Origin of the sequence: Barnesiella sp. An55 (assembly GCF_002161555.1) — a bacterium.
Taxonomy (GTDB): Bacteria; Bacteroidota; Bacteroidia; order Bacteroidales; family Barnesiellaceae; genus Barnesiella; species Barnesiella merdipullorum.
This window is the reverse complement of record NZ_NFHZ01000011.1, coordinates 93,067-115,816: the sequence shown is the minus strand read 5'-3', so window position 1 is coordinate 115,816 and position 22,750 is coordinate 93,067. Positions and strand designations below refer to the sequence as shown.

The 22,750-nt window shown below is 53.8% G+C and carries 15 protein-coding genes, 1 pseudogene and 2 riboswitches; of the genes and pseudogenes, 5 read left to right on the top strand and 11 right to left on the bottom strand.

The features are described from left to right. Positions 1 to 3 precede the first annotated feature (3 nt). The 10 genes and pseudogenes from B5G10_RS08210 to B5G10_RS08160 all read right to left on the bottom strand — a co-directional run bounded on the left by B5G10_RS08210 (position 4) and on the right by B5G10_RS08160 (position 16,876). A complete protein-coding gene (locus tag B5G10_RS08210) occupies positions 4 to 2,043 on the bottom strand; it encodes a carboxypeptidase-like regulatory domain-containing protein (protein ID WP_087424252.1) in 2,040 nt (679 codons plus the stop codon). Between the two features lie 16 nt (positions 2,044 to 2,059). After that, positions 2,060 to 2,608 carry a DUF3575 domain-containing protein gene (locus tag B5G10_RS08205; RefSeq protein ID WP_087424251.1) on the bottom strand — a complete coding sequence of 183 codons (549 nt, stop codon included), beginning with the start codon at positions 2,606 to 2,608 and terminating at the stop codon, positions 2,060 to 2,062. A gap of 232 nt (positions 2,609 to 2,840) precedes the next feature. Then, positions 2,841 to 3,521 carry a zinc metallopeptidase gene (locus B5G10_RS08200; RefSeq protein WP_087424250.1) on the bottom strand — a complete coding sequence of 227 codons (681 nt, stop codon included), beginning with the start codon at positions 3,519 to 3,521 and terminating at the stop codon, positions 2,841 to 2,843. A gap of 362 nt (positions 3,522 to 3,883) precedes the next feature. Continuing rightward, positions 3,884 to 4,834: pseudogene (locus B5G10_RS12845) on the bottom strand (DUF4465 domain-containing protein). 295 nt (positions 4,835 to 5,129) lie between these two features. Continuing rightward, a complete protein-coding gene (locus tag B5G10_RS08185) occupies positions 5,130 to 6,095 on the bottom strand; it encodes a DUF4465 domain-containing protein (RefSeq protein WP_087424247.1) in 966 nt (321 codons plus the stop codon). 27 nt (positions 6,096 to 6,122) lie between these two features. After that, positions 6,123 to 8,303 carry a DUF5074 domain-containing protein gene (locus B5G10_RS08180; RefSeq protein WP_087424246.1) on the bottom strand — a complete coding sequence of 727 codons (2,181 nt, stop codon included), beginning with the start codon at positions 8,301 to 8,303 and terminating at the stop codon, positions 6,123 to 6,125. Positions 8,304 to 8,385: 82 nt separating this feature from the next. Beyond that, positions 8,386 to 12,054 carry a leucine-rich repeat protein gene (locus B5G10_RS08175; RefSeq protein ID WP_087424245.1) on the bottom strand — a complete coding sequence of 1,223 codons (3,669 nt, stop codon included), beginning with the start codon at positions 12,052 to 12,054 and terminating at the stop codon, positions 8,386 to 8,388. A 138-nt stretch (positions 12,055 to 12,192) separates the two neighbouring features. Continuing rightward, a riboswitch (cobalamin riboswitch) is annotated at positions 12,193 to 12,382 on the bottom strand. 101 nt (positions 12,383 to 12,483) lie between these two features. After that, on the bottom strand, positions 12,484 to 13,686 hold the full coding sequence (locus tag B5G10_RS08170) for a cell surface protein (protein WP_087424262.1): 1,203 nt from the start codon (positions 13,684 to 13,686) through the stop codon (positions 12,484 to 12,486). Between the two features lie 5 nt (positions 13,687 to 13,691). Further along, the gene (locus B5G10_RS08165; RefSeq protein ID WP_164470659.1) at positions 13,692 to 14,864 is read right to left on the bottom strand and encodes a DUF5074 domain-containing protein; all 1,173 of its coding nucleotides are present in this window, start codon (positions 14,862 to 14,864) and stop codon (positions 13,692 to 13,694) included. Further along, complete coding sequence (locus tag B5G10_RS08160; protein ID WP_087424244.1) at positions 14,861 to 16,876, bottom strand: TonB-dependent receptor; 2,016 nt, start codon at positions 16,874 to 16,876, stop codon at positions 14,861 to 14,863. The genes B5G10_RS08165 and B5G10_RS08160 overlap by 4 nt, the downstream gene beginning before the upstream one ends. A gap of 114 nt (positions 16,877 to 16,990) precedes the next feature. Further along, positions 16,991 to 17,191: riboswitch (cobalamin riboswitch) on the bottom strand. A 178-nt stretch (positions 17,192 to 17,369) separates the two neighbouring features. Here B5G10_RS08160 and B5G10_RS08155 point away from each other — a divergent pair. Genes B5G10_RS08155 through B5G10_RS08135 form a run of 5 tightly spaced genes read left to right on the top strand, consistent with a single transcriptional unit; the run spans position 17,370 to position 21,656 of the window. After that, a complete protein-coding gene (locus B5G10_RS08155) occupies positions 17,370 to 17,639 on the top strand; it encodes a DUF4492 domain-containing protein (RefSeq protein WP_087424243.1) in 270 nt (89 codons plus the stop codon). After that, complete coding sequence (locus tag B5G10_RS08150) at positions 17,636 to 19,189, top strand: cytochrome ubiquinol oxidase subunit I (protein WP_087424242.1); 1,554 nt, start codon at positions 17,636 to 17,638, stop codon at positions 19,187 to 19,189. The genes B5G10_RS08155 and B5G10_RS08150 overlap by 4 nt, the downstream gene beginning before the upstream one ends. Before the next feature lie 9 nt (positions 19,190 to 19,198). Then, positions 19,199 to 20,350, top strand: coding sequence for a cytochrome d ubiquinol oxidase subunit II (gene cydB, locus B5G10_RS08145; RefSeq protein ID WP_087424241.1), 1,152 nt, complete (start codon positions 19,199 to 19,201; stop codon positions 20,348 to 20,350). Positions 20,351 to 20,410: 60 nt separating this feature from the next. Further along, entirely contained in the window at positions 20,411 to 21,013 is a 603-nt protein-coding gene (locus B5G10_RS08140; RefSeq protein ID WP_087424240.1) for a YigZ family protein, read from the top strand. A 4-nt stretch (positions 21,014 to 21,017) separates the two neighbouring features. Then, positions 21,018 to 21,656, top strand: coding sequence for a sugar O-acetyltransferase (locus B5G10_RS08135; protein ID WP_162612484.1), 639 nt, complete (start codon positions 21,018 to 21,020; stop codon positions 21,654 to 21,656). A gap of 76 nt (positions 21,657 to 21,732) precedes the next feature. Here B5G10_RS08135 and B5G10_RS08130 read toward each other — a convergent pair whose 3' ends face one another. Next, the gene (locus tag B5G10_RS08130) at positions 21,733 to 22,446 is read right to left on the bottom strand and encodes a YjjG family noncanonical pyrimidine nucleotidase (protein WP_087424239.1); all 714 of its coding nucleotides are present in this window, start codon (positions 22,444 to 22,446) and stop codon (positions 21,733 to 21,735) included. Between the last annotated feature and the right edge of the window lie 304 nt (positions 22,447 to 22,750).

Here is a 22,750-nt window from a genome sequence, read left to right as displayed (position 1 = left end):
ACCTTACTCCTCTTCGTCTTCGTTTTGTTGCAACAAATCGAGCACATCGCCATCGACACTGGCCACATCGCGCAGCGACGGGTCTTTCTTAAACGCCGTCTCCAGATAGGAGAGCGCAAGCACTACCTCATCGACACGATTGGCCGCCACGGCCTTGATATAATTCTCTCGAGCCGAATTTCCCAGCAACTTGGCTTTGGCCCAAGCCTGGTCATTAGCCTTGATAGCCAGCAACATGAGCACCTCGTTGAAAGGCGACTCGGCCGATATCTCCTGAATCACCTCGTCGTAGCGCCCGTTCATGGCCGCCGCATAGATTTTGGCTTTGTGATAACTACCGCTGTCGGGCAGCTCGGCGGCCAGCGAATCGGCTTTGGCATACTTGCCTACCGACATCCAGGCCACTACCTGGTTGAGACGGGTCTCGTCGGGCACCTCGGGCTGGTCGAGATAGGGCACGAGCAGCTCGGCATCGGGCTTTCCCTCGTCAATGAGGATGGCGGCCAAGTCGGTTGCAGCCACCAGAAATTTAGGATAGACCTCGAGAGCCCGCTGGCATATGGCCTTGCGCTCGGCCGGCGTCGCAGCCAGATTGTACAGACGCCAGAACTCGTTGCGGTTGAGTTCCGAGCTGCGAGTCTGGTAAAGACTCTTTATTTCATCGTCGGTGAGGTAGCGATACTGCGAGAAAAGCAATTCGTAGCTTACCCTACGCAACCGTGGCAGATACTCGCCGGTAATCATGGGCCGATAGAAAGGCAACGATACCACATTGCGCCACTGGCGGTTGGGGTTGTCGGGATATTTGTCGATGATGGCCTGTATGGCGTCGGCCTCCTGGTTCTTGCCGTCGGCCCGCAGCAGGGCGACCACCTGGCTCCAGGGTTCGACCGAAGCCTCGGTACCTATCTCGATCTGTCGGCGAGTCGATTCGCTCACCTCCTTGAGTACAAGTTCCATTGCCGATTCCATACGACGCTCGGCCAACTGAAGGTTCTTTTCATAGTTACCATCGGGCGACGCCGTTCCCGCAATGGAGAAGCTCTTGAGCCGGGAGTTGGGATCGTTCTCCACCTCGTGCAGGCGGGAGACCAGTCGCTGCAGCTCCTCGCGGTTGTCACCATCGTCGAGGTTGAGCCGGCTCTGGTTTACCCGAAAGGTCAAGTTTACATCGCCCCGCGTATCGCGCAACTGCATCTCGGGCTGCGGGAAAAAACGCTCGTTCTTTACCGCACTGCCGGGAATCTCATACTCGAGAAAACGCAACGGGTTGACCACCCCCCTGGCAATCACGAAGGTATCGCGGTAAAGCACCCGGTTGTAATTCTCCATCGCCACCATCATGTCGCAGCGGAAATCGTCTTTGGGATTCTCGACATAGGTCGAGTCGTTATACCCCACCAGATCGTCGCGGCGAGACGAGGTGCTCTTGATCTGCACATAACGCGACAAGGGGTCTTGCCGGGTATCGTAGTCGTACATGCGCTCCTGGGTGATGGCATACTCCTTACCGTCGAAAACCAGAGGCTCGAGAAAAATCATCTGCCCGCGGGTGACATTGTAAATGCCCGGCTGAATGATCATGCGGGCATCGGTCGAGAAAAGCTCCTTGGGAATCTTCACCCGGGTCTTGATGTGGAAATAGTTCCCCTTCACCTCGATATCGGTAGGCTCGGGCACGACGTTGTCGGTAATACGTTTGGCCGAGACCACCACCTCTTCGAGCGCCACGGCCGAGGGAGCAAGTTCGACATCGACCGTCAGTTCGCCACGCACGGCTACACGCTTCTCTTCATATCCCAGCGAAGAGAAGAGCAGTTCGCCCTCTGCATCGATTTTTACCAGATACTTGCCATCTTCGTTGGTGGTACCTATCAGTTTATTGGTCGTGGCATTATAAATACTCACCCGGTAAAGCGGCTCGTCTTCGACATTGGTGACCGTACCCCGCACATTGATATCGCGTGCCGAGAGCGGCAGGGTTACGAACCAAAGCAGTGCACCTGCCACACAGCAGGAGCGAAATTTATTGAAACTCAACATACGTCACAGATTATAATCACTTGAATATATAGGAAAACGAGAGGCCCAGCCGAATGGGAACCGGCGACCACTTGCGCAAGTTGGGCGTATCGGGTTTCTCCTCGCCCTCGCGATAGTCAAAAGCTCGCAACCGGGCCATACCCACCCCGAGCGTAGCCTCCATATTCCAGTGCTTGCTCAACACAAACGCATAGCCATACGAGAGGCCTGCGCCCCACATATCGCCTTCATACCAGTGTTCCTTAAACCTCACGTTGTACAGGGCACCCAAGAAACTGAGCCCCACGAAATGACGCGCCATAGGCCGGTTGAACCAGTAGCGCAACTCGGGCTGCAATCGGGCATGAGTGGCCTTTATATCGGCAATGGTAAACGAAAACGGATGCGTAGTCGCACTGATATCGAGCGTCAACCTCCCGTTGAGCCTCATTTCTAAAGCCAAGTTGGGCGATAATGTGGCCCAATCGATCAAATTACTTTTTAAAGCGACCCGCTGTGCATTGACAAATTGCGTACTCAAGATGGCCGTAACCACACACAAGAGCCTAAACAGAAACTTCTTCATACATTCATCCAGATCGATAACCGATCCACTTTATCGAGAGGCTTCACCTGAAACGCCAATCGACAAATCTTATTCAAAAAATTAAACCTTGCTCAAAAAACGGAACAAAAATAAGCAAATTGCTTATACTTACCAAGCAAGAAAATATTTTTGTTTTCTTTTCATAAAAAAACCGTTGCCAAACCTAAAGCAACGGTTTTCGACCTATTTTGTTAAACTGCGGTAACGGCTCTTATTCGTCGCGACGGCCACCCACAAAGATGAGGATGTAATATACCAGTGTAGCCAGCGAACCCAAAGCGGCTACCACATAGGTGTAGGCGGCCCACTTGAGGGCATCCTGTGCCTTGTCGTGCGTGGTAGAGTCGGTTACTCCAGCCTGGTTCAGCCAGGCCAAAGCCCTCTGGCTGGCATTGATTTCAACCGGCAGTGTAACGAAACTGAACAGCGTCGTGGCGGCAAACAGGATGATGCCTACAAACATGATCTGAGGCACAGTTTGGATGGTAAAGATTCCTATCAGCAAAATCCACTGTACCCAATTCGAAGCGAAACTCACAAAAGGCACCAACGCCGACCGCAACGTCAGGAACGAGTAGGCCCGGGCATGCTGCACGGCATGTCCACACTCGTGAGCGGCAACGGCGGCAGCAGCCACGCTGTTGCCGTAATACACGTCACGGCTGAGGTTGACGGTATGGGTCGCAGGGTTGTAGTGGTCGGTGAGGCGACCGTCGATCTGGGTCACCTTCACGTCGTTGATGCCATTCTCCTGCAACATGCGCATGGCGATATCGCGCCCCGTAAGCCCATAGGGGATGGGAATCTGCGAATAACGTTCAAACTTGCTCTGCAGGGTACGCTGTACAGCAAAGCTTACCAACGCAATGAGTATAAACAATACATAAATCATAGTCTTTCCCTTTTTTATAAATTGGTTATCAAGCTCGATGTCATAAAAATGGCATCCTGCTTGGCGGCAAAGATAACAGAATTTCAGGTATCATATATGTTAATGGACAGTGCTCGATAACCAAATTGTGTTAAATCGGAGTTAATGAGCAGCGATTCCGACTTAGAGAACAGGACTGGAGATAAGAGGGAATAGCCAACCGATAGCAATATTCAACCACACGGAGCCAAGAGTCAAGAGACAATCATCCCCTCCGCCTCCCCCCAAAAAAGAAACGCCCCCGTCGAATCACTTCGCCGGAGACGCCAAACACTGTGGAAATAGGGACTTAGCTAATAATCATCACACACTTTCTATAGTAGTCATTTTACAATCTTCACTTGATATTCTCCACAGCGTATTACATAAATACCCGACGGACAAGCCGTCATATCGAAAGTGGATATCCCATCCACCTGTTGTTTCATCATCAGCATGCCGTGCATATTATATAGGGCTGCTTCTACCGGCTCGACCGACTCTACCCGCACTACACCTTGGGCCCGGTCGTAGTAGGCCTTAACCGTAGGAAGCGCAGTATTTTCGACCGACGAAGGGACGGTCAATACCGTGAGGCGGTCGAGGCAAAAGTAGGATGGTGTCTTCATGCCATACTCGCCCTTATCGCTCGAATCGAGGGTAAAATAGATCGACGAGACTTTACCCAGGGAACTCAGGTCAACCCACTCCCACGACTTGTTCAAAGTCCACTATTCCGGTTTCTCGGCCCGATAATCGGCCAGAAAGTACTCTACCGTTCCTGTTTCGGTACCAGAGGCATCGACCCCGTGAGCAATCAGTTTGAGCCAGTCTCCTTGTTCAAACTTCTTGGCCAGTATGTTCCCTTTTTGTATCGCATAGTAGGTATAGGGGCTGTTGCACACATAAAACCCGGCAGCATAATAGGGAGACGACATGGTTACCTGGCAACTATTCTCCACCGATAAAAGTTCGGAATCCCAGTAGGCAACCAGATAAGGGGAACCCTCACCGGCATAGCCTCCACGAGCCATACAGCCCCACTGGTCGTTGGATCTGGCACTCTCGAATATCGTGCTTGACTGGCTGGCAAAAAAGCCGTTGTAGTAAGTTGGCGATGACGAAACATGCGAGAAGGTAAACTCTTGCGAGCGTATGATACTCCCATCCTTATAGACGTCGGTCCATACTCCTTTCTCGTTATATTCAATTGCTTCTATCGGCTTCGACAAATCCAACACAATGACTTCGGCCGAAACTGTACCATAAAGACAAACTGCCAAAGCAAGTAACATTATTCTCATTCGCATCTTAAGTTTTAATACGTTCATACTATTCTTTTCGCATCACACCTGCCATCGGAAAATGTGCGGTGTCGATAGGATAACGCACACCCCGGGTTTTACCCCTATCGGAGAAAGAAAAAATTTCATTCTTTTTCAACCTAAGGGGAAAAACAGATCGGATGCAACCAAACAGCAAAACGGGAAAGGAGAAAAAAGAGATGCCCCCGTCGAATCACTTCGCCGGAGGCACCATACCCTATGGCAGTAGGGACTTAACTAATAAATTATCATACACTTATATCAGTTACTTGACAATCTTCACGCTATACCCACCGCAGCGCACTACATATACGCCCGAGGGATAAGCGCTCATATCGATCGAAGCCGTGCCATCTACATACTGGTTCATTACCAAAGCTCCATTCATGTTGTAAACAGCAGCCTCTACCGGGTTGGCCGACTCTACACGAATCAAACCGTTGGCACGATCGTAATAGGCTTTTACCGTAGCAACTGCAGCCTCCTCGATTGACGAAGGTTTATCGGTCGAAACCGTAAGCCGGTCGAGACAGAAATAGGCCGGAGTATTCATACCCCACTCGCCCGTGTCGCTCGACTCAAGGGTGAAATAGATGGTCAGCACCCGACCCAGCGAGCTCAGGTCAATCCATTCCCACGAGTTGTTGAGTTTCCACTCCTCAGGGTTCTGCGAGCGGTAGTCGGCTAAATAATATTCTACCGTACCCACCTCTGAATCAAACTCATCGACCCCGTGAACTACCAGCTTGAACCAGTCGCCCTGCTCGAATTTCTTGGAGTAGGTATTACCTTGCTGAATCGTATAATAGACATAGGGGCTGTTGCACACATAGCAACCCACGGCATAATAGGAGTTGGGTGTAAATGCCTCACAGCTGTACATGTCTTGCGTTGACTCGGTATAGGAATCCCAATACGATACAAAGAAAGGAGTGCCTTCACCGGCATAACCACCCTTGGCCATGCAGCCAAACTGGTCGTCCATACCGGCCGAAGCGGTAATCGTAGTCGATTTGCTGGGGACAAAACCATAGAAAGAAGTGGGCGATGTTACGCCATGAGAGAATACGAACTGTTGCGAAGAAATCATATCGTCTTTATACACATTGGTCCACACCCCACTTTCGTCATAATTGACGGGGTTATTGGGATTGGCAAGATCCAACACAATCTCCTCGGCCGAAACGGCGCCACACACGCACAAGGCCATTGCAAGTAAAAATTTTTTCATTGTCTGACAATTTTAAAAGGTTAATAATTATTGCTTTATAAGTCGTATATTCTCTATTTCATCGCCCCGTTGTACCGCAAGCAGATAGACGCCAGGCGAAACACCCGAGAGGTCTATGCCAGCCGGCACATCGGTTACCCGACCTTGGCACACAACCACTCCCCGCAAGTCGGTCACCCTGAAGGTCGAACCCGCAGGAGCGCGCAACGTGAGCCAATCATGTACCGGATTGGGCCAAGCCTCTATGCATCTGGTCTCTATCCGCGCCGCCGCACTCACACCGGTCACATGCAACGCGACACGCTTTGTGGCAAGTCGGCCATTCGAATTGGCCGTGAGGGTCAACCAGGTATCGCCTGGTTTCACGGCCGTCAACGTGAGGTCATACCCCGACACCCGGGCAGCAGCTACCGTACTATCCTCGACAGCGACGGTCGATACAATGGCAGCCGACAGATTATCGGCATCGGTCACAGCCTCGAGCAACGAGAGTTTCATCGGTTCGTCGGCTACCGTCAGCTCGTCGGCTATTGCGATAACCGGAGCCTCGTTGTCGGGAAAGACCGGCATGGCCGGGAACCAGTAATAGGGTTCGAGTTCTACCGTATTCAACCGTTCGCCCGAGAGGCCATCGACCACATACACCCAATTGTGCATGTAATGCGACAGGTAACCGCTCTGGGTCGTGGTCACGAACAGGCGGTCGTTCTGCGGCTCTACCCGCAAGCCGGCTCCTTGAAACTGCTGTACATATTCCTTGTCCTGGTCGGGCAAGGTAAAAAATGCCGCATCCAATTCGTCGGTATCGATATGGTAACGGGCTATTTGTTTTCCTTTTTCATTTGCAAAATAAAGAAAATTTTTTCGATATGCCGCACATAAACTGCCAGCATTCCACGCACCCCAGCTACTGGATACCCGACAATCTTCGGGCAACGGGCGATTCCACATCTCGAGGGTAGCCACATCGATGCGAATGAGCGAAGTGGCATCGGCCGCCCATACACAACCATCGCGTCCCAGAGTAAGGGTCGATATGGTGGGTAACTCGAGCGTCGTATATAACGTGTGGGAGGCGGCATCGATGACCAGCACTCCTACCGACTGCTTGGCGGCAAACACATAGCGGCCGGCTCGCACCATAGCTCCTACCTGCCCGCTATAAAGGCCTCCGTCTCCGGCAGTACCGGCAATCGTCTCGCCCACACGTATCGACTCCAAATCGAGGCGCGTGATACCGGCCGAGGTACTTATGTAGGCGGTCTTCTCATCGACCCCTACAAAGGCACGTCCATCGCCTCCCAGCTCGTCGAAGGCGGCAATCTTTTTCAAAGTGTGTGCATCGGCCACCACCAACCGGCCTCCTGTCGAGGAGTCGGTCGAGCCGTTGGCCTGTTTCGACACGAAGAAAAAACGGTCGCCATAGATGGCACCATACTGAGTGGTCACGCCCAGCGTTTCTCCGGGGTTCTCCCGCCGGAAAGCCCGATAGACCCAATGGCCGTCGCTCGTGAGGAAATTGACCGTACCATTGTCCCAGCCATACCAATCCTCGTTGACCAGGAAGATGCCTTGCGTGTAATCGACCGGTGCCAGTTCATAGGGTTCCACAGCCACGGCCCCGGTGTGGTCGGGGCGGCTGCCGTCGGGCATCTCGTAACAGAACAGATAGGTAGCACCCGGTTGCAGGCGGGTGGTATTCACATCGGCCTCGACAGTTGCGCCGTCGGGACTCAGCTCGAGACAACGCCACACACCGGGTTCGGCCTCGGTAGGCGAATTCCAGTGGTCCTCTGCGTCGGTACAACTCCAGCGGTTGTAGTTGTTGGGAGTCGAAGTGAACAGCCCCGATGGCTGATACTTGGGATAGGTGGTATCGCCCCCCACCACCAAAGCTATGGTATTCTCGCCATTCAGGTCGAAACCAAGTCCATCGACCGTATAACCCCCTTGACGACGGGTGAGCGAAAAGAGCCGGGGATCGGCCTTCACCACCTCGTTGAGCATGGTCACCACGGTAGTCTCGCCAGTGCCCCGGTAGCCCCAGGCCAACGCTTCGGGCAAACGACCGTCGTTCCAGGCTATCACCAAGGCTACCTCGACCTCTCCCTCGCCCGTCCAATAGGTGATATCGGAGAGCGGATAGGCCCCGACGAGCGCAAGCATACTGCTCATCCAGGCGGTCAAAAGGAGTATATATCGTTTCATCTTGCTCTGTTTCTCTTTTTTAAGGGAGCCTCCCGGAGCTCAGCCCCGGGAGAACACCCGTGATTTGTTGTATCCCGGTCGATCAGCGACGCAGGTCGGGGTTGACAAAGACCTTCAACACCTCGACCGAATGGTCGTCATACACGACTTTCACCAGGTTTATACCCGGTGCGAGAGCCGGCAAACGCTTGCCATCGACCGAATAGTATTCGCACATCAACACCTCCTTGTCGGCTCCGATACCCTCGATGCCGGTGGGCGTAGCCACCCGGAAAGAGATTTGGAAGGTAGCGGTTGCGGTGGTCACCACCAGCGTATAGTCGCCGGCGGCAAGAACTTCACCCTCGCGCATGAGTGTGAGCACGGCTCCTTCGCTCGAGAGTTTGAAGGTCTGCCCTTCAAGTTCGGCATCACCCTGTTTCAACACGGCCGTAACGGCGTCGGCCTCTACCAGATTACGGTTAAAGGTAACGGTGAAGGTCGTTGTCTGTCCGTCAATTTCGAGGGCAGTACCACCGTCGAAGGTCATCTCGGGAGTGGTAGATACGATGGAGAGTTCGGTGAGCCAGGGCAGAATCTCAAACTTGTTCCAGTAGTTGGCTCCGACATAGTCGTCGCAGGCCTCGGCCGGAACATAGATCTTGCAGCTCTCGGGCACCTTGTCGAAGGTATTGGAACTTGCTCCCGAGGGGAGTGCGCTGTTGATATAGATACGCTCGAGAGCGGTGCAGCCGCCAAAGGTATAGTTCGATACCGAAGCTATGGCACCGTTGGCCACCACCCGGGTGAGCGAAGTATTGTTCTTGAAGAGGTTCGAATCGAGTTTCTTCACCCCGGCACCCAACACGGCCGACTCCAGGGAAGAGCAGCCATAGAAGGCCGAAGCGCCCAGCGAAGTCACCCCATCGGGTACTACAATCGAGGTTAGCGAGGTACATCCCGAGAAGATGGCCGAACCCAGGGTCGTCACCTTATCGGAAAATTGAGCCGATTCCAGCCCCGTGCAGCCATAGAAGGCCGACTTGCCGAAAGTAGTCACCCCGGGAGCCTCGGGCAGTTTTTTCAAACCCTTGCAGTTGTAGAAGGCATAGTCGCCTATCTCGACAATCTTGTCGGAGAGCACAACCGATTCGAGTACCGTACAGCCGTAGAAGGCGTAGGTGGGCACAGCGGTTATCCCACCGCCCATGCGGACCGTGCGCAAGCCGGTACACTCTCTGAAGACATAGCCGCCCAGGGCAGTCACCCGGTCGGGCACATCGACCTCGGTCAATTTCGTACACCCTTTGAAGGCATAGTCCTTGATTTCGGTTATCTGTTCGGTCAAAGGCAAAGTCGTCAATCCAGTGCTTTGGAAAGCATACTTGCCTATCGCAGTGATATTGGCAGGCAGAGTCACCGCCGTGAGGGCCGTACAACCGTTGAAGGTATAATCGGGGACCGATGCGAGACCCGTGCCAAGCGTTGCCGCAGTCAAGGCCGTACACTTCTCAAAGACCGAAGAACCCATTGAAGTAACGCTGTTGGGAACCGTCACTTCGGTAATACCCGTACAGCCCGAGAAGGCCGAACCGCCCAATGTCACAATACGGTCGTTCAGGGGCAACGACTTCAAGGCCGTACATCCTTTGAAGGCACTGGCTCCTATCTCGGTCACAGCGGGAGAAGAGACTTGCGAGAGAGCCGAACAGCCATTGAAGGCATAGTCGCTTATCTGGGTAATACCGGTACCCACGGTGAGACTCTCGAGTTTCTTGCAGCTGCTGAAGGCATAGGTACCCAGCTCTGTCACGCTGTTGGGAATATCGAGCGACTGTATTGCAGCACCATAGAAAGCCCGACTGCCTATCGACTGCAACCTGTTGTTAAGTGTGAGTGTCGTGAGAGGACAGTAATAGAAGGCCCATTCGCCTATCGTCTGCATCGTCTCGGGCAACACCAGCGAGGTGAGAGCGGCATTGTTGAAGGCACGGCTGCCAATCGTAGTGAGCGCCTTGCCCAGTTCGACCGAGGTGAGCGCCTTACAATCGGCAAAAGTATAGTCGCCGATGGCGGTGAGTCCATTGCCCAGCGATACGGTCGTGAGCGAAGTACACTTGTTGAAGGCATAGTTGCCCAGCGAGGTGAGGCCGTCGGGCAAAGCTACCGACTCGACAGCCGTTTCGGCAAAGGCATACGCCCCTATTTCGCGCAAGGCCGATTGCTCGGCAAGTGTCATCGTACGCAAAGAGTTGCAACCATAGAACGCATGGTTGCCTACCCGATTGACCGTAGCGGGCAGAGCCACGGCAGCCAGTGCGGCACAGCCATAGAAGGCCGAATCGCCCACCTGTGTGAGCGAGTTGCCCAACGTTGTCGAGGTCAGTTTGACACAATCTTTGAAAGCCAGGGCTCCCAGCGAAGTTACCCCCTCGGGTAAAGTCACAGAAGTCAAAGCCGCACAACCGGCAAAAGCCGAACGGCCTATGGTTTTAAGATTTTCGTTGGTCGTGAGCGTAGCCAGTGACACACAATCGCCGAAGGCTTCGGCTCCAATCGCGGTGATGGCGGCAGGCAAAGTGATTGACGCCAAACGAGAACACCCATAGAAAGCTCCCTCGCCTATCGTCTGCACCGTCTCGGGGAGAACCACAGCCGTGAGTTTGACACAACCCATGAAGGCCATGTCGCCAATCCCCGTCACCGTACAGGGTTTCCCGTCGAGTTCGACGGTCGAAGGAATGGTCAGGGTTCCCGAGAACGTAGCATAGGAATCGTCATACATGACGACGGCCGTACCAGGAACCTCGCCCGGCATGGCCACTACCGGTTTCTCACCCACGGTAAGGGTAACCGTTTCGGTTGAAACCGTGCCCAGGCGGTTGCTGGCCAAGCAATAGTAACTGCCGGCATCGCCTGTCGTAGCCGACGCAATCGAATAGGTAGCCGAGACAGCATCTCGAATCACCGTCTTGTCTTTATACCACTGGAAAGTGAGGCTGTCGCCTCCAAATACAGGAGCAAAGGTCACGGGTTCGCCCGGCGATACGACCAGGCTCTCGGGTTGAGTTTTTACCGAGGGGGCCGTCAATCCGTTTTTGGAAGCAGCGGCCAACGGTTTCCAGGCATACGACTGCATGCCGGCGGCAAAACTCCAACCGTCCCAACAGCCGTTGGTGAGCTTGCGGCCCGAGATACCCATATTGCTGTATCCCCAGGGCTCGCTATCGCTCGATTTGGTCCAGTATGACCAATAGCCCTGATACCACCCCGACTGCCAGTAATCCTCGGGATCGGTACAACTCCATCCGTCGTAGGTATAGCCCGACATGGGAATAAGTCCTATCTCATTGGCATGCAACACCTCGCCATCTTTGGAGATGGCAAAATCGCCGCTCTTGTTGACATCGTAACCCAAGCCCGATACCGTGCTGCCAAAAGCCGTGCCCGACTCCGAAGCAATGACAAACCGGGGATCGGCCGCAGCAATGGCCATAATCATGGTAGCTCCGGTAGCTTCGCCATCCCAGCGAAAGCCCCACACGAGGGCGCTCTCCTCGCCATCGACATTCCACTGCACCGCCAAGGCTGCTCGATTGGAGCCCTCGCCGGTCCAGTTTTCAATCATATCCATAGTAAAGGTTCCATCGGCAATTGCCTGGGGCAATACCAATTGCATGGCTGTGGGGTGCGGACATCCCTGCACAAGAACTTGTGCTGGCAACTGCACTACCGCAAGCAGCAAAAACATGAAAAGATAAAATTTTTTCATTTCGGTTAAATCTTTAAGTATTAAAATTAAACAATCGCGTTTCCATTTCAATACTTGCAAGATATGGTTTACTCATGCCCCATAGAACCCGCCCGATACACCGGGAGTCATTTTTGTCGCAGCTCATACCTCGCAAGCTTTTGAGACAATACGCACGGCAGGTCTTCTGACTTACTCCGGCTACCGAGGCCTTCCCGATTATCAAAATCAGTGACGTCCTTCCCGGCACCTTTTGTTTGGAGTTCACAGCAGCGGGACTGTTCGGGACTTGCACCCGATTCCCTTTTAATCGGCTTTACCAGCCGAACCTGTGCGCACTACACTATTTCTTTTTCTTTTTCTTTTTCTTTTTCTTTTTCTTTATCTTTCTATTCTCGTCTGGTTCTCTATTCTGTTTCTATTTTGTTTTCAGTCTCTATCGTGTGTTTTTCAATGAGCATCGACATGGAGATCGGTTACTCCGGCCACCTCGGTCGAGCACTCGCCCAACCAACCGTTGAACTGGTTGACCCCGGTATATATCTTGACGAAATCGATACCCGGCAACGTCACGGGATTACCCTGGGCATCGACGGCCCAATCGATCTTGAAATTCGACTTTTCGCTGTCGTTGGGATGATTGTCGGCATAGCCCCAGTCATAGGCATAGAGCACATAGTAGGAACCGTTGCCACTCTCATCGACAGCATTATCGGCCAGGCGGGTACCCTCGAACGAAAGGGTTTCGCTCGCAAGCCATTGGGGATAGTATGCTTGCTTGTGATAGGTCAGCTTCGAGATATATCCCGTGCTCCCCTGATTATCGGTCCAGCGCACATAAGTTGCATCGGTTACACTGGGATCGGTACCGGGCTCCGGAGTCTTGCCTTCGTCGGGGCGATAGTAGGTAATCTGGTAGTTCTTCACCGTCGATTCCTTGCCATATTCGCTGCCAGCCAGCTCGTACCACGCATCGTCGGCAATACCGTTGCCGTTGACATCGACCGATACCATCACGATACCGGGCTCGCTGCTTCCCCCCGAGGCCCCCTGGGCTGACGAAGAGTAAAAGGCATTGCCCAAAATCTTGAAGTCGTATTCGCCCGGGTGATTGACTATCGTGTGGTCGAACCCTACGACAATGTAACCGCCATAACCGCCCAGTGTCACCAGGGTACCGGCATTATAGGCCAGACAATCCTCGGCCTTTTGCCGCATGGTCTCCTCGGTATCTCCCTCGTTATATTGCGGCAACTCGTTGACAAACTGTCCCGGTGCCGGACGATATTCGAGGACCCGGGTAATGTAGGGACTATAGGCAACCTCCTCATCGTGTACGACAATCTGCATGAGATGTTCCACAGGATTAACCGCATCGTAGATGTTCAGCTTCAACCAATAAGTCCCGGTCTTGGGAGCGACAAAGGTATAGTCGCGGGTAGTCGCCACCAGCGAATCGACGGCTGTCGATTCGTAAGAGAGGTGCCACTCATACCGCTCGCCCGAGAACTGGGGGTGAAGGGAGAGGCTCTTCATGCGTTCCACCACATAGGCATCGTCGAGTCCCAGCGAAATCATGGCCGGGGTATCGCTTTGGCAAGCGGTCAAAAAGAGAAGCCAAAGCATCGGAAAAAGGTACAAGATTCGTTTCATATCCATCAGTTAGTTTTTTTCAAAAAAGCCATGTGCGCAGGGATATCGCCAGTGCGTACTTTCCACTTCAATTTCCCGTCGCGGCCGTAACAGAGCAGATTCCCGCTCGAGACATAGTTCTTGGCATCGGTCACATAGATGTCGCCGTTGTAGGGGTTCACCTTCAACCCATAGGGGATATCGATGTCGGCATCGGTACCGTCCTTGATAAAGTTGTCGGAGACCAGTTTGCCGGTGCGCACATCGACAATGCCATAGGTCACGCTATTCTCCTGCGACACATCGCTCCACGACACACTGTACAGGTAGAGCGAGTCGCCACAGATTTCCATCTCGCTGCACGGGATATCGAGCGTGTCGCTCACCTCCATGCGGCCGGTGCGCCCATCCTTCTCCAGGACAAAGAGGCGCGAGGGCACCGTGTTGTAATCGCCACGCGACGACACCCACAGCTTGCCGTAGCGGTCGGCCCGGATGCGATGCAGGTTTATCCCCACGGGAATCTTGCGTATCTGGGTCATCGTGGCGATATCGACCACCGATACCGTATAGTCGTAGTTGGGTTTGCGATACCCGCCCGAGTTGGCTACATAGATGAGCCCGTCCTGCACAACCAGTTCGTCGGGCTGATAGCCCACCGTCACCTCGGCAGTCACCTCGAGAGTAGCCGTATCGACCTGGAACACAGCTCCCAGCTGGGCGTTGGGGTCAATCCCCACCGGCCCCACATAGGCCGACACATAGGCATACCCCCCGTCGAAGGTTACATAGCGACAGTTGGGGATATCGACCTGCCCGATGCGCTTGCAGGTGCGGGCATCGAGCACCTCGACCTTGTGCGAGCAGTTGATGACGGCATAGAGTTTGGAGCCGTAAATCTGTATATCGTTGCCCACATCACCCAACTCCTTGACCACGTTTGGATTACGCTCGGCATAGAGGTTGCGGGCATACTCGCCCTGTTCGAAATCGACAAAGTCGAGCGTACATTTGTTCGACCCCATATTCCCCTCGTTGAGCAGGTAAAGCCCGGCGTAGGGCGACGAGGTATCGAGCATGCCGGGATAGGGCTCATACTCGGTGAGGATGATTACATCGTCCTCGCGACACGAGGTCATCGTCGCCAGCATCGCCAACACCACTCCGGTGATTATATGTAAAAAACTGCCTCTCATCATAATTCGATAGCTATGCCAAACCGATAGTTACGCATGGGCATGGGGTAGTTGAGCACCACATCGTAGGCCTGGTCGAAAAGATTGTTGACCTCGGCCGTCACCTTCAGCGACACGGCTTTGATTTTGAACGACTTCACCAGCGATATGTCGCTCGTGTACCACGGCTGCACATAGTTGTACTCGATATTCTCCTGCTGGTTGTAACGCTCGCCCACATAGACAAAACTGTAGTTGAGCCCCCAATCCTTGTAGGTGAGTCCCAGAATGGCCGAACCACTGTGCCAGGGGATGTAGGGTATCTGGTCGCGGTAGTAGTTGTCGCTGGGACTGGTAATATCGATAGCCTCCTGGTAGGTATATTGTACCTTGGTCATCAGCCCCATCTCGAGAGGCAGACGGAAGGTTGCCGTTGCCTGCACGTCGATGCCCCGTATATCGACCTTTCCCAGGTTGAGCATGGTCCAGCGAAACTGCTGCCCCTTGGGATAGGCTACAATCTTGTCTTTCACCAGATTATAGTAGGCATCGACCCCGGTGTGGAATCCCGAGAGGAATCCCGTTTTGGGAGCCACGGCATAGGTGAACCCCACGTTGTACTGGGTGGCACTCTCGGGTTTCAAGGCCGCATTACCCATATCGGTATAATAGAGGTCGTTGAAGGTGGGCATGCGATATATCTGTTTATAGAAGGCACGCAACACCCAGTTGTATCGCTTGAGCGGCTGGTACGAAAGGAAGAGGGCCGGGGTCACCTTGCTCTTGTTGGGAGCCTTGGCCTGCCCCTCGGTAGTCTCATCGACGAGGGTGGCCAGCACGCTGGCCTGCATCTTGAGACGGTCGGCCAGCGAAAAGGCGGTAGCCGCCGAAATCCAGTGCGTGTAGCGGCTGGCCGAGAGATACTCCGACAAGCCGTTCCACTGCATGTCATAGGCCACCGACATGTCCCAGTTGCGAAGTATCGAGTACTTGTTGGCCACCGACACATAGACCTCACGCTGCTTGTATTGGTTATCGACCCGCATCAGCTTGTCGTCGTTGTTCACATAGTGGGTGTAGTCAAAGGCATATTTGGCATTGACCTTGAGGCTGTATTTGCGTGTGATATCCTGCTGATAAACGCCCTGCACGAAGGAGTTGCGGTCCCACAACCGCTCGCCGTTGCGCCACACGTTGTTGACAATGGCGCCGGGGATTCCTCGCTCGGAACTGTAATGATAGACATAGGCTTTCCAGAAACCGTTGGAGAGATAGCCCTGCAACCCGCCCTCGAAGCGCACGGCATCAATATCGCCGTTTTGCCGGGTAGCCGTGGTGTCGTAGGCCACCTCGCCCGAAGGGGTAACCCGCTTGTAACGGAACTTATACTTGCCGCTCGAGTTGGTCCACTCGCTGTTGAAAGTCATGCTCACACTCTCGCTGAGCTTGTATTCGAAGAGTACCGAGGGGTTGATGAGATCGAACGAACCGGCCTTCAGCGAGGCTTTCAGGTGCGATTTCTCGCCCGGTTTGAACTTGGGCCGGCGGGTCGTAAGATAGATGGAACCGGCCGAACCGAACTCGCGAGCCGACTGGAATATCTCGCTCTTCTGCCCGTTATAGAGCGAAATCTCCTCGATATTCTCGAGCGAGAATTTGCCCAAATCGACCTGTCCGTTCTGGGCATTGCCCAACTGGATGCCGTTGTAATAGACCCCCATGTGGTTGGTACCCATGCTACGGATGTTGACGGTTTTCAAACCGCCCACTCCGCCATAGTCCTTGATTTGTATCCCCGAGAAATAGCGTATGGCATCGGCTACCGAAAAGCTGTTGAGCGCCTGCAACTCCTTCCCCGCGAGTTTCTGGGAGGGAATCACCTCGCTGTACCGGTTGGCGGTAACCATCACCTCGCCCAGGCTCTGGGTCTGTATCGAGTCGGGCGACGAAGGCGCACCGGCCCACGCCCGCCCCGGCACAAGTGCCAGCGCCACGATTATACAACCAAACGATACCCAACGACAAAGTCTTTCCATCGGACTATTCTTTTACAGCCTCGGGCGGGTTCTTTCCCAAAAAGTTCAATGTAAACAGGCAGATGCGGGTATTGTCATCCCCCTCTGCAGATTCACAAGCTCTACCCCCCGAAAGCTAATGACACAAAGCATGGCAGGTCTTCTGACTTACTCCGGTAACCGAGGCCTTCCCAATCGTCATAATCAGTGGCTTTCAAGTATTCTCGGCACCTCTATGGGAGCTTACAGCAGCGGGACTGTTCGGGACTTGCACCCGATTCCCTTTTCATTCTACACCCCGAACGGGGTTTCGAAACCAATGCGCCACAAAGGTAACACAATTTATTGATACTGTTCCATTTTTTTCTGGAAATTATTCCAAACCAAATCTCCACCCCAGTCGTTACTGATAAAAAACGACTCATGTCTCATAAAAATAATGGTTATAAATTTGTATCAATCACAAATTTTACCGAATATTGCGAAAACTTTCTTCACCTATTACCTCCTGTCTATGGAAGAATACAAGACCTTGAAAAACGACAACGTCCTGCTGCGGGTATGGCGATTCTACCTCGAAGGGTTCCGGTCAATGACCTTGGGAAAAACACTTTGGGCGATTATTCTCATCAAACTGTTCATCATGTTTTTCATCCTCAAGCTCTTCTTTTTCCCCAACATCTTGCAAAAGGATTTCGACACCGACGAAGAACGGGCCAATGCCGTAATCGAAAATCTAACCAATCCCTATAATTCTCAACCACAACAATCACAAGAGTTATGAACGATCTATTTACGCTCGTTGACTGGTCGAGGGCACAGTTTGCCCTCACCGCCTTTTATCACTGGCTGTTCGTCCCCCTCACTCTGGGGCTGGGCGTAATCGTCGGTATCATGGAAACCATCTATTACCGCACCGGCGACGAACGCTGGAAAACCATTACCAAATACTGGATGACTCTCTTCGGCATCAACTTTGCCATCGGGGTGGCTACCGGTATCATTCTCGAGTTTCAGTTCGGCACCAACTGGTCGAATTACAGTTGGTTCGTGGGCGATATCTTCGGGGCACCGCTTGCCATCGAGGGTATCATGGCCTTCTTCATGGAGGCGACCTTCATTGCCGTGATGTTCTTCGGGTGGAACAAAGTGAGCAAACGGTTCCACCTGGCCTCGACCTGGCTCACCGCCATAGGTGCCTCGATTTCGGCCCTGTGGATTCTGGTGGCCAACTCGTGGATGCAGTATCCCGTGGGCATGAAATTCGACCCCGAAACTGCCCGCAACGTCATGGACGACTTCTGGGCTCTGGTGCTCTCGCCGGTAGCCATCAACAAGTTTTTCCACTCCATCTCGGCCGGCTGGGTGCTGGGCGGTATCTTTGTCGTGGGCGTAAGCTCGTGGTATCTGCTCAAGAACCGGGAGAACTTCCTGGCCAAGCAGAGTATCCGCGTGGGTGCCTGGGTAGGTTTGGTGGGGGCTCTCGTCGTAGCCTATACCGGTGACGGATCGGCCTACCAGGTGGCCGACAAGCAGCCCATGAAGCTGGCTGCCATGGAGGGTGTCTATCACGGCAAAGAGGGGCAGGAGCTCATCGCCTTCGGTATCCTCAATCCGGCCAAGGAGTTCAACAACAACGAGAAGGAATTCATCTTCGACATCCCCATTCCCAAGCTGCTCTCTATCCTGGCTACCCGCGAGGTGAACGGGTTCGTGCCGGGTATCAACGACATCATCGACGGCGGTTACCCCGACAAGAATCTCAAGGGCGAAGAGATTATCGCCCTCTCGGCTCAGGAGAAGATGGAGCGCGGACGCCTGGCCATCGCGGCCCTGGCCGACTTTAATACGGCCCGGCAAAACAACGACACCACGGCCATGAACGAGGCCCGGGCCCGACTCGACGCCAACTACGAGTACTTCGGCTACGGCTATATCGACTCGGTCGAGCAACTCATACCCCATGTACCGTTTGTCTTCTACTCGTTCCACATCATGATCATACTGGGTGGCTACTTCATCCTCTTCTTTGCCCTCGTGCTCTTCCTCTCCTACAAAGAGAAACTGCCTCGCCTCAAATGGATGTTGTGGGTGGCCATACTCACCATTCCGCTGGGCTACGTCTGCCTCGAAGCCGGTTGGGTGGTAGCCGAGATGGGACGCCAGCCGTGGGTAATCCAGGATATCATGCCTACCTTTGCCGCCATCTCGAAAATCGAGGTAGCCTCGGTGCAAACCACCTTCTGGCTGTTTGCCTCCCTCTTTACCATCCTGCTCATCGCCGAGGTGGGTATCATGCTGAAACAAATTAAAAAAGGAACCGAAAAAAAATAAAGACATACTATGGAACTGAACGAACTATTCTACCAGCACTACTGGTGGTTTCTCATCTCGCTGCTGGGCTCAATACTGGTATTCCTGCTCTTTGTGCAGGGCGGACAGTCGCTGCTGGCGACCATGGGTAAAACCGAAATCGAAAAGAGCATGATGGTCAACTCGCTGGGCCGCAAGTGGGAATTCACCTTCACCACCCTCGTGGTATTCGGTGGCGCCTTCTTTGCCTCCTTCCCGCTCTTCTACTCCACCAGTTTCGGTGGGGCCTACTGGCTGTGGATGGCCATCCTGTTCAGCTTTATCATACAGGCCGTGTCGTATGAATACCGCTCAAAGAGCGGCAACTTCCTGGGCAAGAAGACCTACGACGCCTTCCTCTTTGTCAACGGTGTGGTGGGCCCCGTGCTGCTGGGTGTAGCCGTGGGAACCTTCTTCACCGGGGCCGACTTCGTGGTCGAGAAAGGCAACCTCACAACTCCCGGCTCGCCGGTCATCAGCAGCTGGACCAACAACTGTAACGGTCTGGAGGCTCTGTTCGACGTGCGCAACCTGCTGCTGGGCTTCACCGTACTCTTCCTGGCTCGCACACAAGGGGCTCTCTATTTCATGAACAATATCAAGGACGACACCCTCTTTGAACGCTCGCGTCGGCAGGTACTGTTCAACGGCATCCTGTTCGTGCTGCTTTTCCTCTCGTTCGTCGCAGCCACCCTGCTGGCCACCGGCTACGAGACCAACCCACTCACCGGCGAAGTGTTTACCCGTCCCTACAAGTATTTCCACAACCTCATCGAGATGCCGTGGGTAGCCTTCATGTTCCTCGTGGGAGTGGTGCTGGTACTCTATGCCCTCATCCGCTCGGTATTCGGGCAGCACTTCACCCGAGGCATCTGGTTCTCGGGCGTCGGCACCGTGCTGGTAGTGCTGAGCCTCTTCTTCATCGCCGGCTACAACAATACCCCCTACTACCCCTCGGCCGCCGACATGCAGAGCTCGCTCACCATCTACAACAGCTCGTCGAGCCTCTTCACCCTCAAAACCATGAGCATAGTCTCGCTGCTCATCCCCTTTGTACTGGCCTACATCTTCTATGTGTGGCGGGCCATGGACAAGAAACCCATCACCGCCGGCGAGATGGAGAACAACGATCACAAATATTGATACTTGTGTATTCCCCAAAAAGAGCTTACTTTTGCAGAGGTAAGCTCTTTTTTTTGCTACATGGACGACACCTACCTGACCATATCGCGCACTTCGGAGGGAATTTACAAGGAGAAGATGAGTAAGTTCCTTGCCTTTGCCATCCCCGTCACCACGCTCGACGAAGTGAAGCAACAGCTCGAGAAGTACCAAAAGGAGTATTACGATGCCCGCCATGTGTGCTGGGCCTTCATGCTGGGGCCCGAGCGTACCCAGTTCCGATCGAACGATAATGGCGAGCCTTCGGGCACGGCCGGGAAACCCATACTGGGGCAAATCAACTCGGCCAACCTCACCGATATCCTCATCGTCGTCGTGCGCTACTTCGGCGGTATCAAACTGGGCACGAGCGGACTGATTGTCGCCTACCGCGAAGCGGCTGCCGAGGCCATCGCCGCCAACGAAATCGTGGAGCGACAGGTCGAAGACGAGGTGCGGTTTGGCTTCGAATACCCTCTCATGAACGAGGTGATGCGTGTCGTCAAGGAGGAGGGGCCGGCCATCATTTCGCAACTCTTCGACATGGACTGCGAGATGACTCTGCGCATACGCCGCTCGCGCATGGAGAACCTCAAAAACCGGCTGTCGAAAATCGACGGTCTGCACTTTTTCAATAAACCTTGACCCGATGATGACCGAACAAGAAAAGATGGAAAAGGGGCTGCTCTACGACGCCTCGGCCCCCGAACTACTGGTGAAGCTGCAAGCCACCCGCAACAAGATTTTCGAACTCAACTATCGCCTGCTTCCCTCACAGACCGAAGAACGCGAGCAACTGCTCCGCTCCATTCTGGGCACGGCACCCAAGCGATTTACCTTCGTGTCGCCCTTCTTGTGCGACTATGGGCACAACATTCACCTGGGCGAAAACTTCTTTGCCAACTACAACTGCGTGATGCTCGACGAGGCACCCATTACCATCGGCGACAATGTGCTCATTGCTCCCAACGTGGGGCTCTATACCGCCGGGCACCCCACCGATGTGGAGCGTCGCAACGAGTGGCTCGAATATGCCTGGCCCATCACCATCGGCAACAATGTGTGGATTTGTGGCGGGGTGACCATAGCCCCGGGTGTGACCATCGGCGACAACAGCATCATCGCAGCCGGCAGCGTGGTGACTACCGACATCCCGGCCAACGTCATTGCCGGCGGCAACCCGTGTCACGTCATTCGCCCCGTTACCGAGGCCGACCGCCAACGCACATACAGTTGGGAAGAGGAGCAGGCCCGACGCGCCCAAAAGAAGCTGCGCACCAAGGAATAAATCACACCCGAACGGAGTCTGTTCTCACAGGCAAGCGTCCGAACTCCAGGCCGACTTGCAATGGCAGCACCCGCCCCTACAGAATCGTTTTCAGCTGAACCAGCTCGGTAACCATATAGTGGGGTTGGGGCCCTGGCACGGGCAGGTTGTCGCGGTTGAAATAGATGGCCCGCCACCCGGCGTTCATCGCCCCCAAGATATCGGCATCATAGTTGTCGCCCACGATTACAGTATCGGCGGCATCGGCCCCCACCACCTGCAAGGCATAGTCGAAGAGCCGGCGATCGGGCTTGGTGATGCCTATCTCGTCGGAGAGAATCAACCGTTTGAAGTAACGGTCTATGCCACCCGACTGTAATTTACGCGCCTGTACCTCGGCAAAACCGTTGCTCAAGATGTACAACGGATACCCCTTGGCCGTGAGGTAGTCGAGCAGGTCGATAGCCCCCGGCACCAGTGTCTTCTGCTGGGCCAGCACGTCGAGATAGCGGTGGTTGATCGACATGATAAACTCTAGGTCGTCGCTCAAGGCACTGCCCACCTGCCTGAATGGCCGGGCAAAACGTTCCACAATCAGGAAATCTTTCGTCACCCGGTTGTGATGATAGGCCTCCCACAGCTCGTGGTTGGCCGTCATATACAACGACTGGAACTGCTCATACCCGGTGAATACCCGCTCGAGCGAGAACTCGTCGTAAATCTGTCGCAACGACAATTTGGAGTTGGCCCTGAAATCCCATATCGTATCGTCCAAGTCGATAAACAGTGCCTTGCATATCAAATCGTTCATACCTCTCCTGTTTTTACCAAGCAAAGATAGTGCAAGTCAAAGGCAAAAGCCAAACTCGCCCGAGATTTTTGCCCCTCCTCACCGCCATCTCTCAAGAATAGCAAGCGAATACCCTGCCCCATCATGCGGGAGAAAACGGATTTACCAGCTTCTGTCGGCCCATAATAAAAAGAGCCCCGACTCACAAGGAGAGACAGGACTCTTTCCGTTTTTGGCAAGGAAAATTCGCTATTGCTTACATTCGGTAAAGCCGGCCCATAACGGGCACCTTACACCGACACAATGCGAATCTTTTTCTTTTTCA

Excerpts from the sequence above, each read along its gene's own strand:
- B5G10_RS08210 (WP_087424252.1), bottom strand. The coding sequence starts at position 2,043 with ATGTTGAGTTTCAATAAATTTCGCTCCTGCTGTGTGGCAGGTGCACTG.
- B5G10_RS08205 (WP_087424251.1), bottom strand. The coding sequence starts at position 2,608 with ATGAAGAAGTTTCTGTTTAGGCTCTTGTGTGTGGTTACGGCCATCTTG.
- B5G10_RS08200 (WP_087424250.1), bottom strand. The coding sequence starts at position 3,521 with ATGATTTATGTATTGTTTATACTCATTGCGTTGGTAAGCTTTGCTGTA.
- B5G10_RS08185 (WP_087424247.1), bottom strand. The coding sequence starts at position 6,095 with ATGAAAAAATTTTTACTTGCAATGGCCTTGTGCGTGTGTGGCGCCGTT.
- B5G10_RS08180 (WP_087424246.1), bottom strand. The coding sequence starts at position 8,303 with ATGAAACGATATATACTCCTTTTGACCGCCTGGATGAGCAGTATGCTT.
- B5G10_RS08175 (WP_087424245.1), bottom strand. The coding sequence starts at position 12,054 with ATGAAAAAATTTTATCTTTTCATGTTTTTGCTGCTTGCGGTAGTGCAG.
- B5G10_RS08170 (WP_087424262.1), bottom strand. The coding sequence starts at position 13,686 with ATGAAACGAATCTTGTACCTTTTTCCGATGCTTTGGCTTCTCTTTTTG.
- B5G10_RS08165 (WP_164470659.1), bottom strand. The coding sequence starts at position 14,864 with ATGATGAGAGGCAGTTTTTTACATATAATCACCGGAGTGGTGTTGGCG.
- B5G10_RS08160 (WP_087424244.1), bottom strand. The coding sequence starts at position 16,876 with ATGGAAAGACTTTGTCGTTGGGTATCGTTTGGTTGTATAATCGTGGCG.
- B5G10_RS08155 (WP_087424243.1), top strand. The coding sequence starts at position 17,370 with ATGGAAGAATACAAGACCTTGAAAAACGACAACGTCCTGCTGCGGGTA.
- B5G10_RS08150 (WP_087424242.1), top strand. The coding sequence starts at position 17,636 with ATGAACGATCTATTTACGCTCGTTGACTGGTCGAGGGCACAGTTTGCC.
- cydB (WP_087424241.1), top strand. The coding sequence starts at position 19,199 with ATGGAACTGAACGAACTATTCTACCAGCACTACTGGTGGTTTCTCATC.
- B5G10_RS08140 (WP_087424240.1), top strand. The coding sequence starts at position 20,411 with ATGGACGACACCTACCTGACCATATCGCGCACTTCGGAGGGAATTTAC.
- B5G10_RS08135 (WP_162612484.1), top strand. The coding sequence starts at position 21,018 with ATGATGACCGAACAAGAAAAGATGGAAAAGGGGCTGCTCTACGACGCC.
- B5G10_RS08130 (WP_087424239.1), bottom strand. The coding sequence starts at position 22,446 with ATGAACGATTTGATATGCAAGGCACTGTTTATCGACTTGGACGATACG.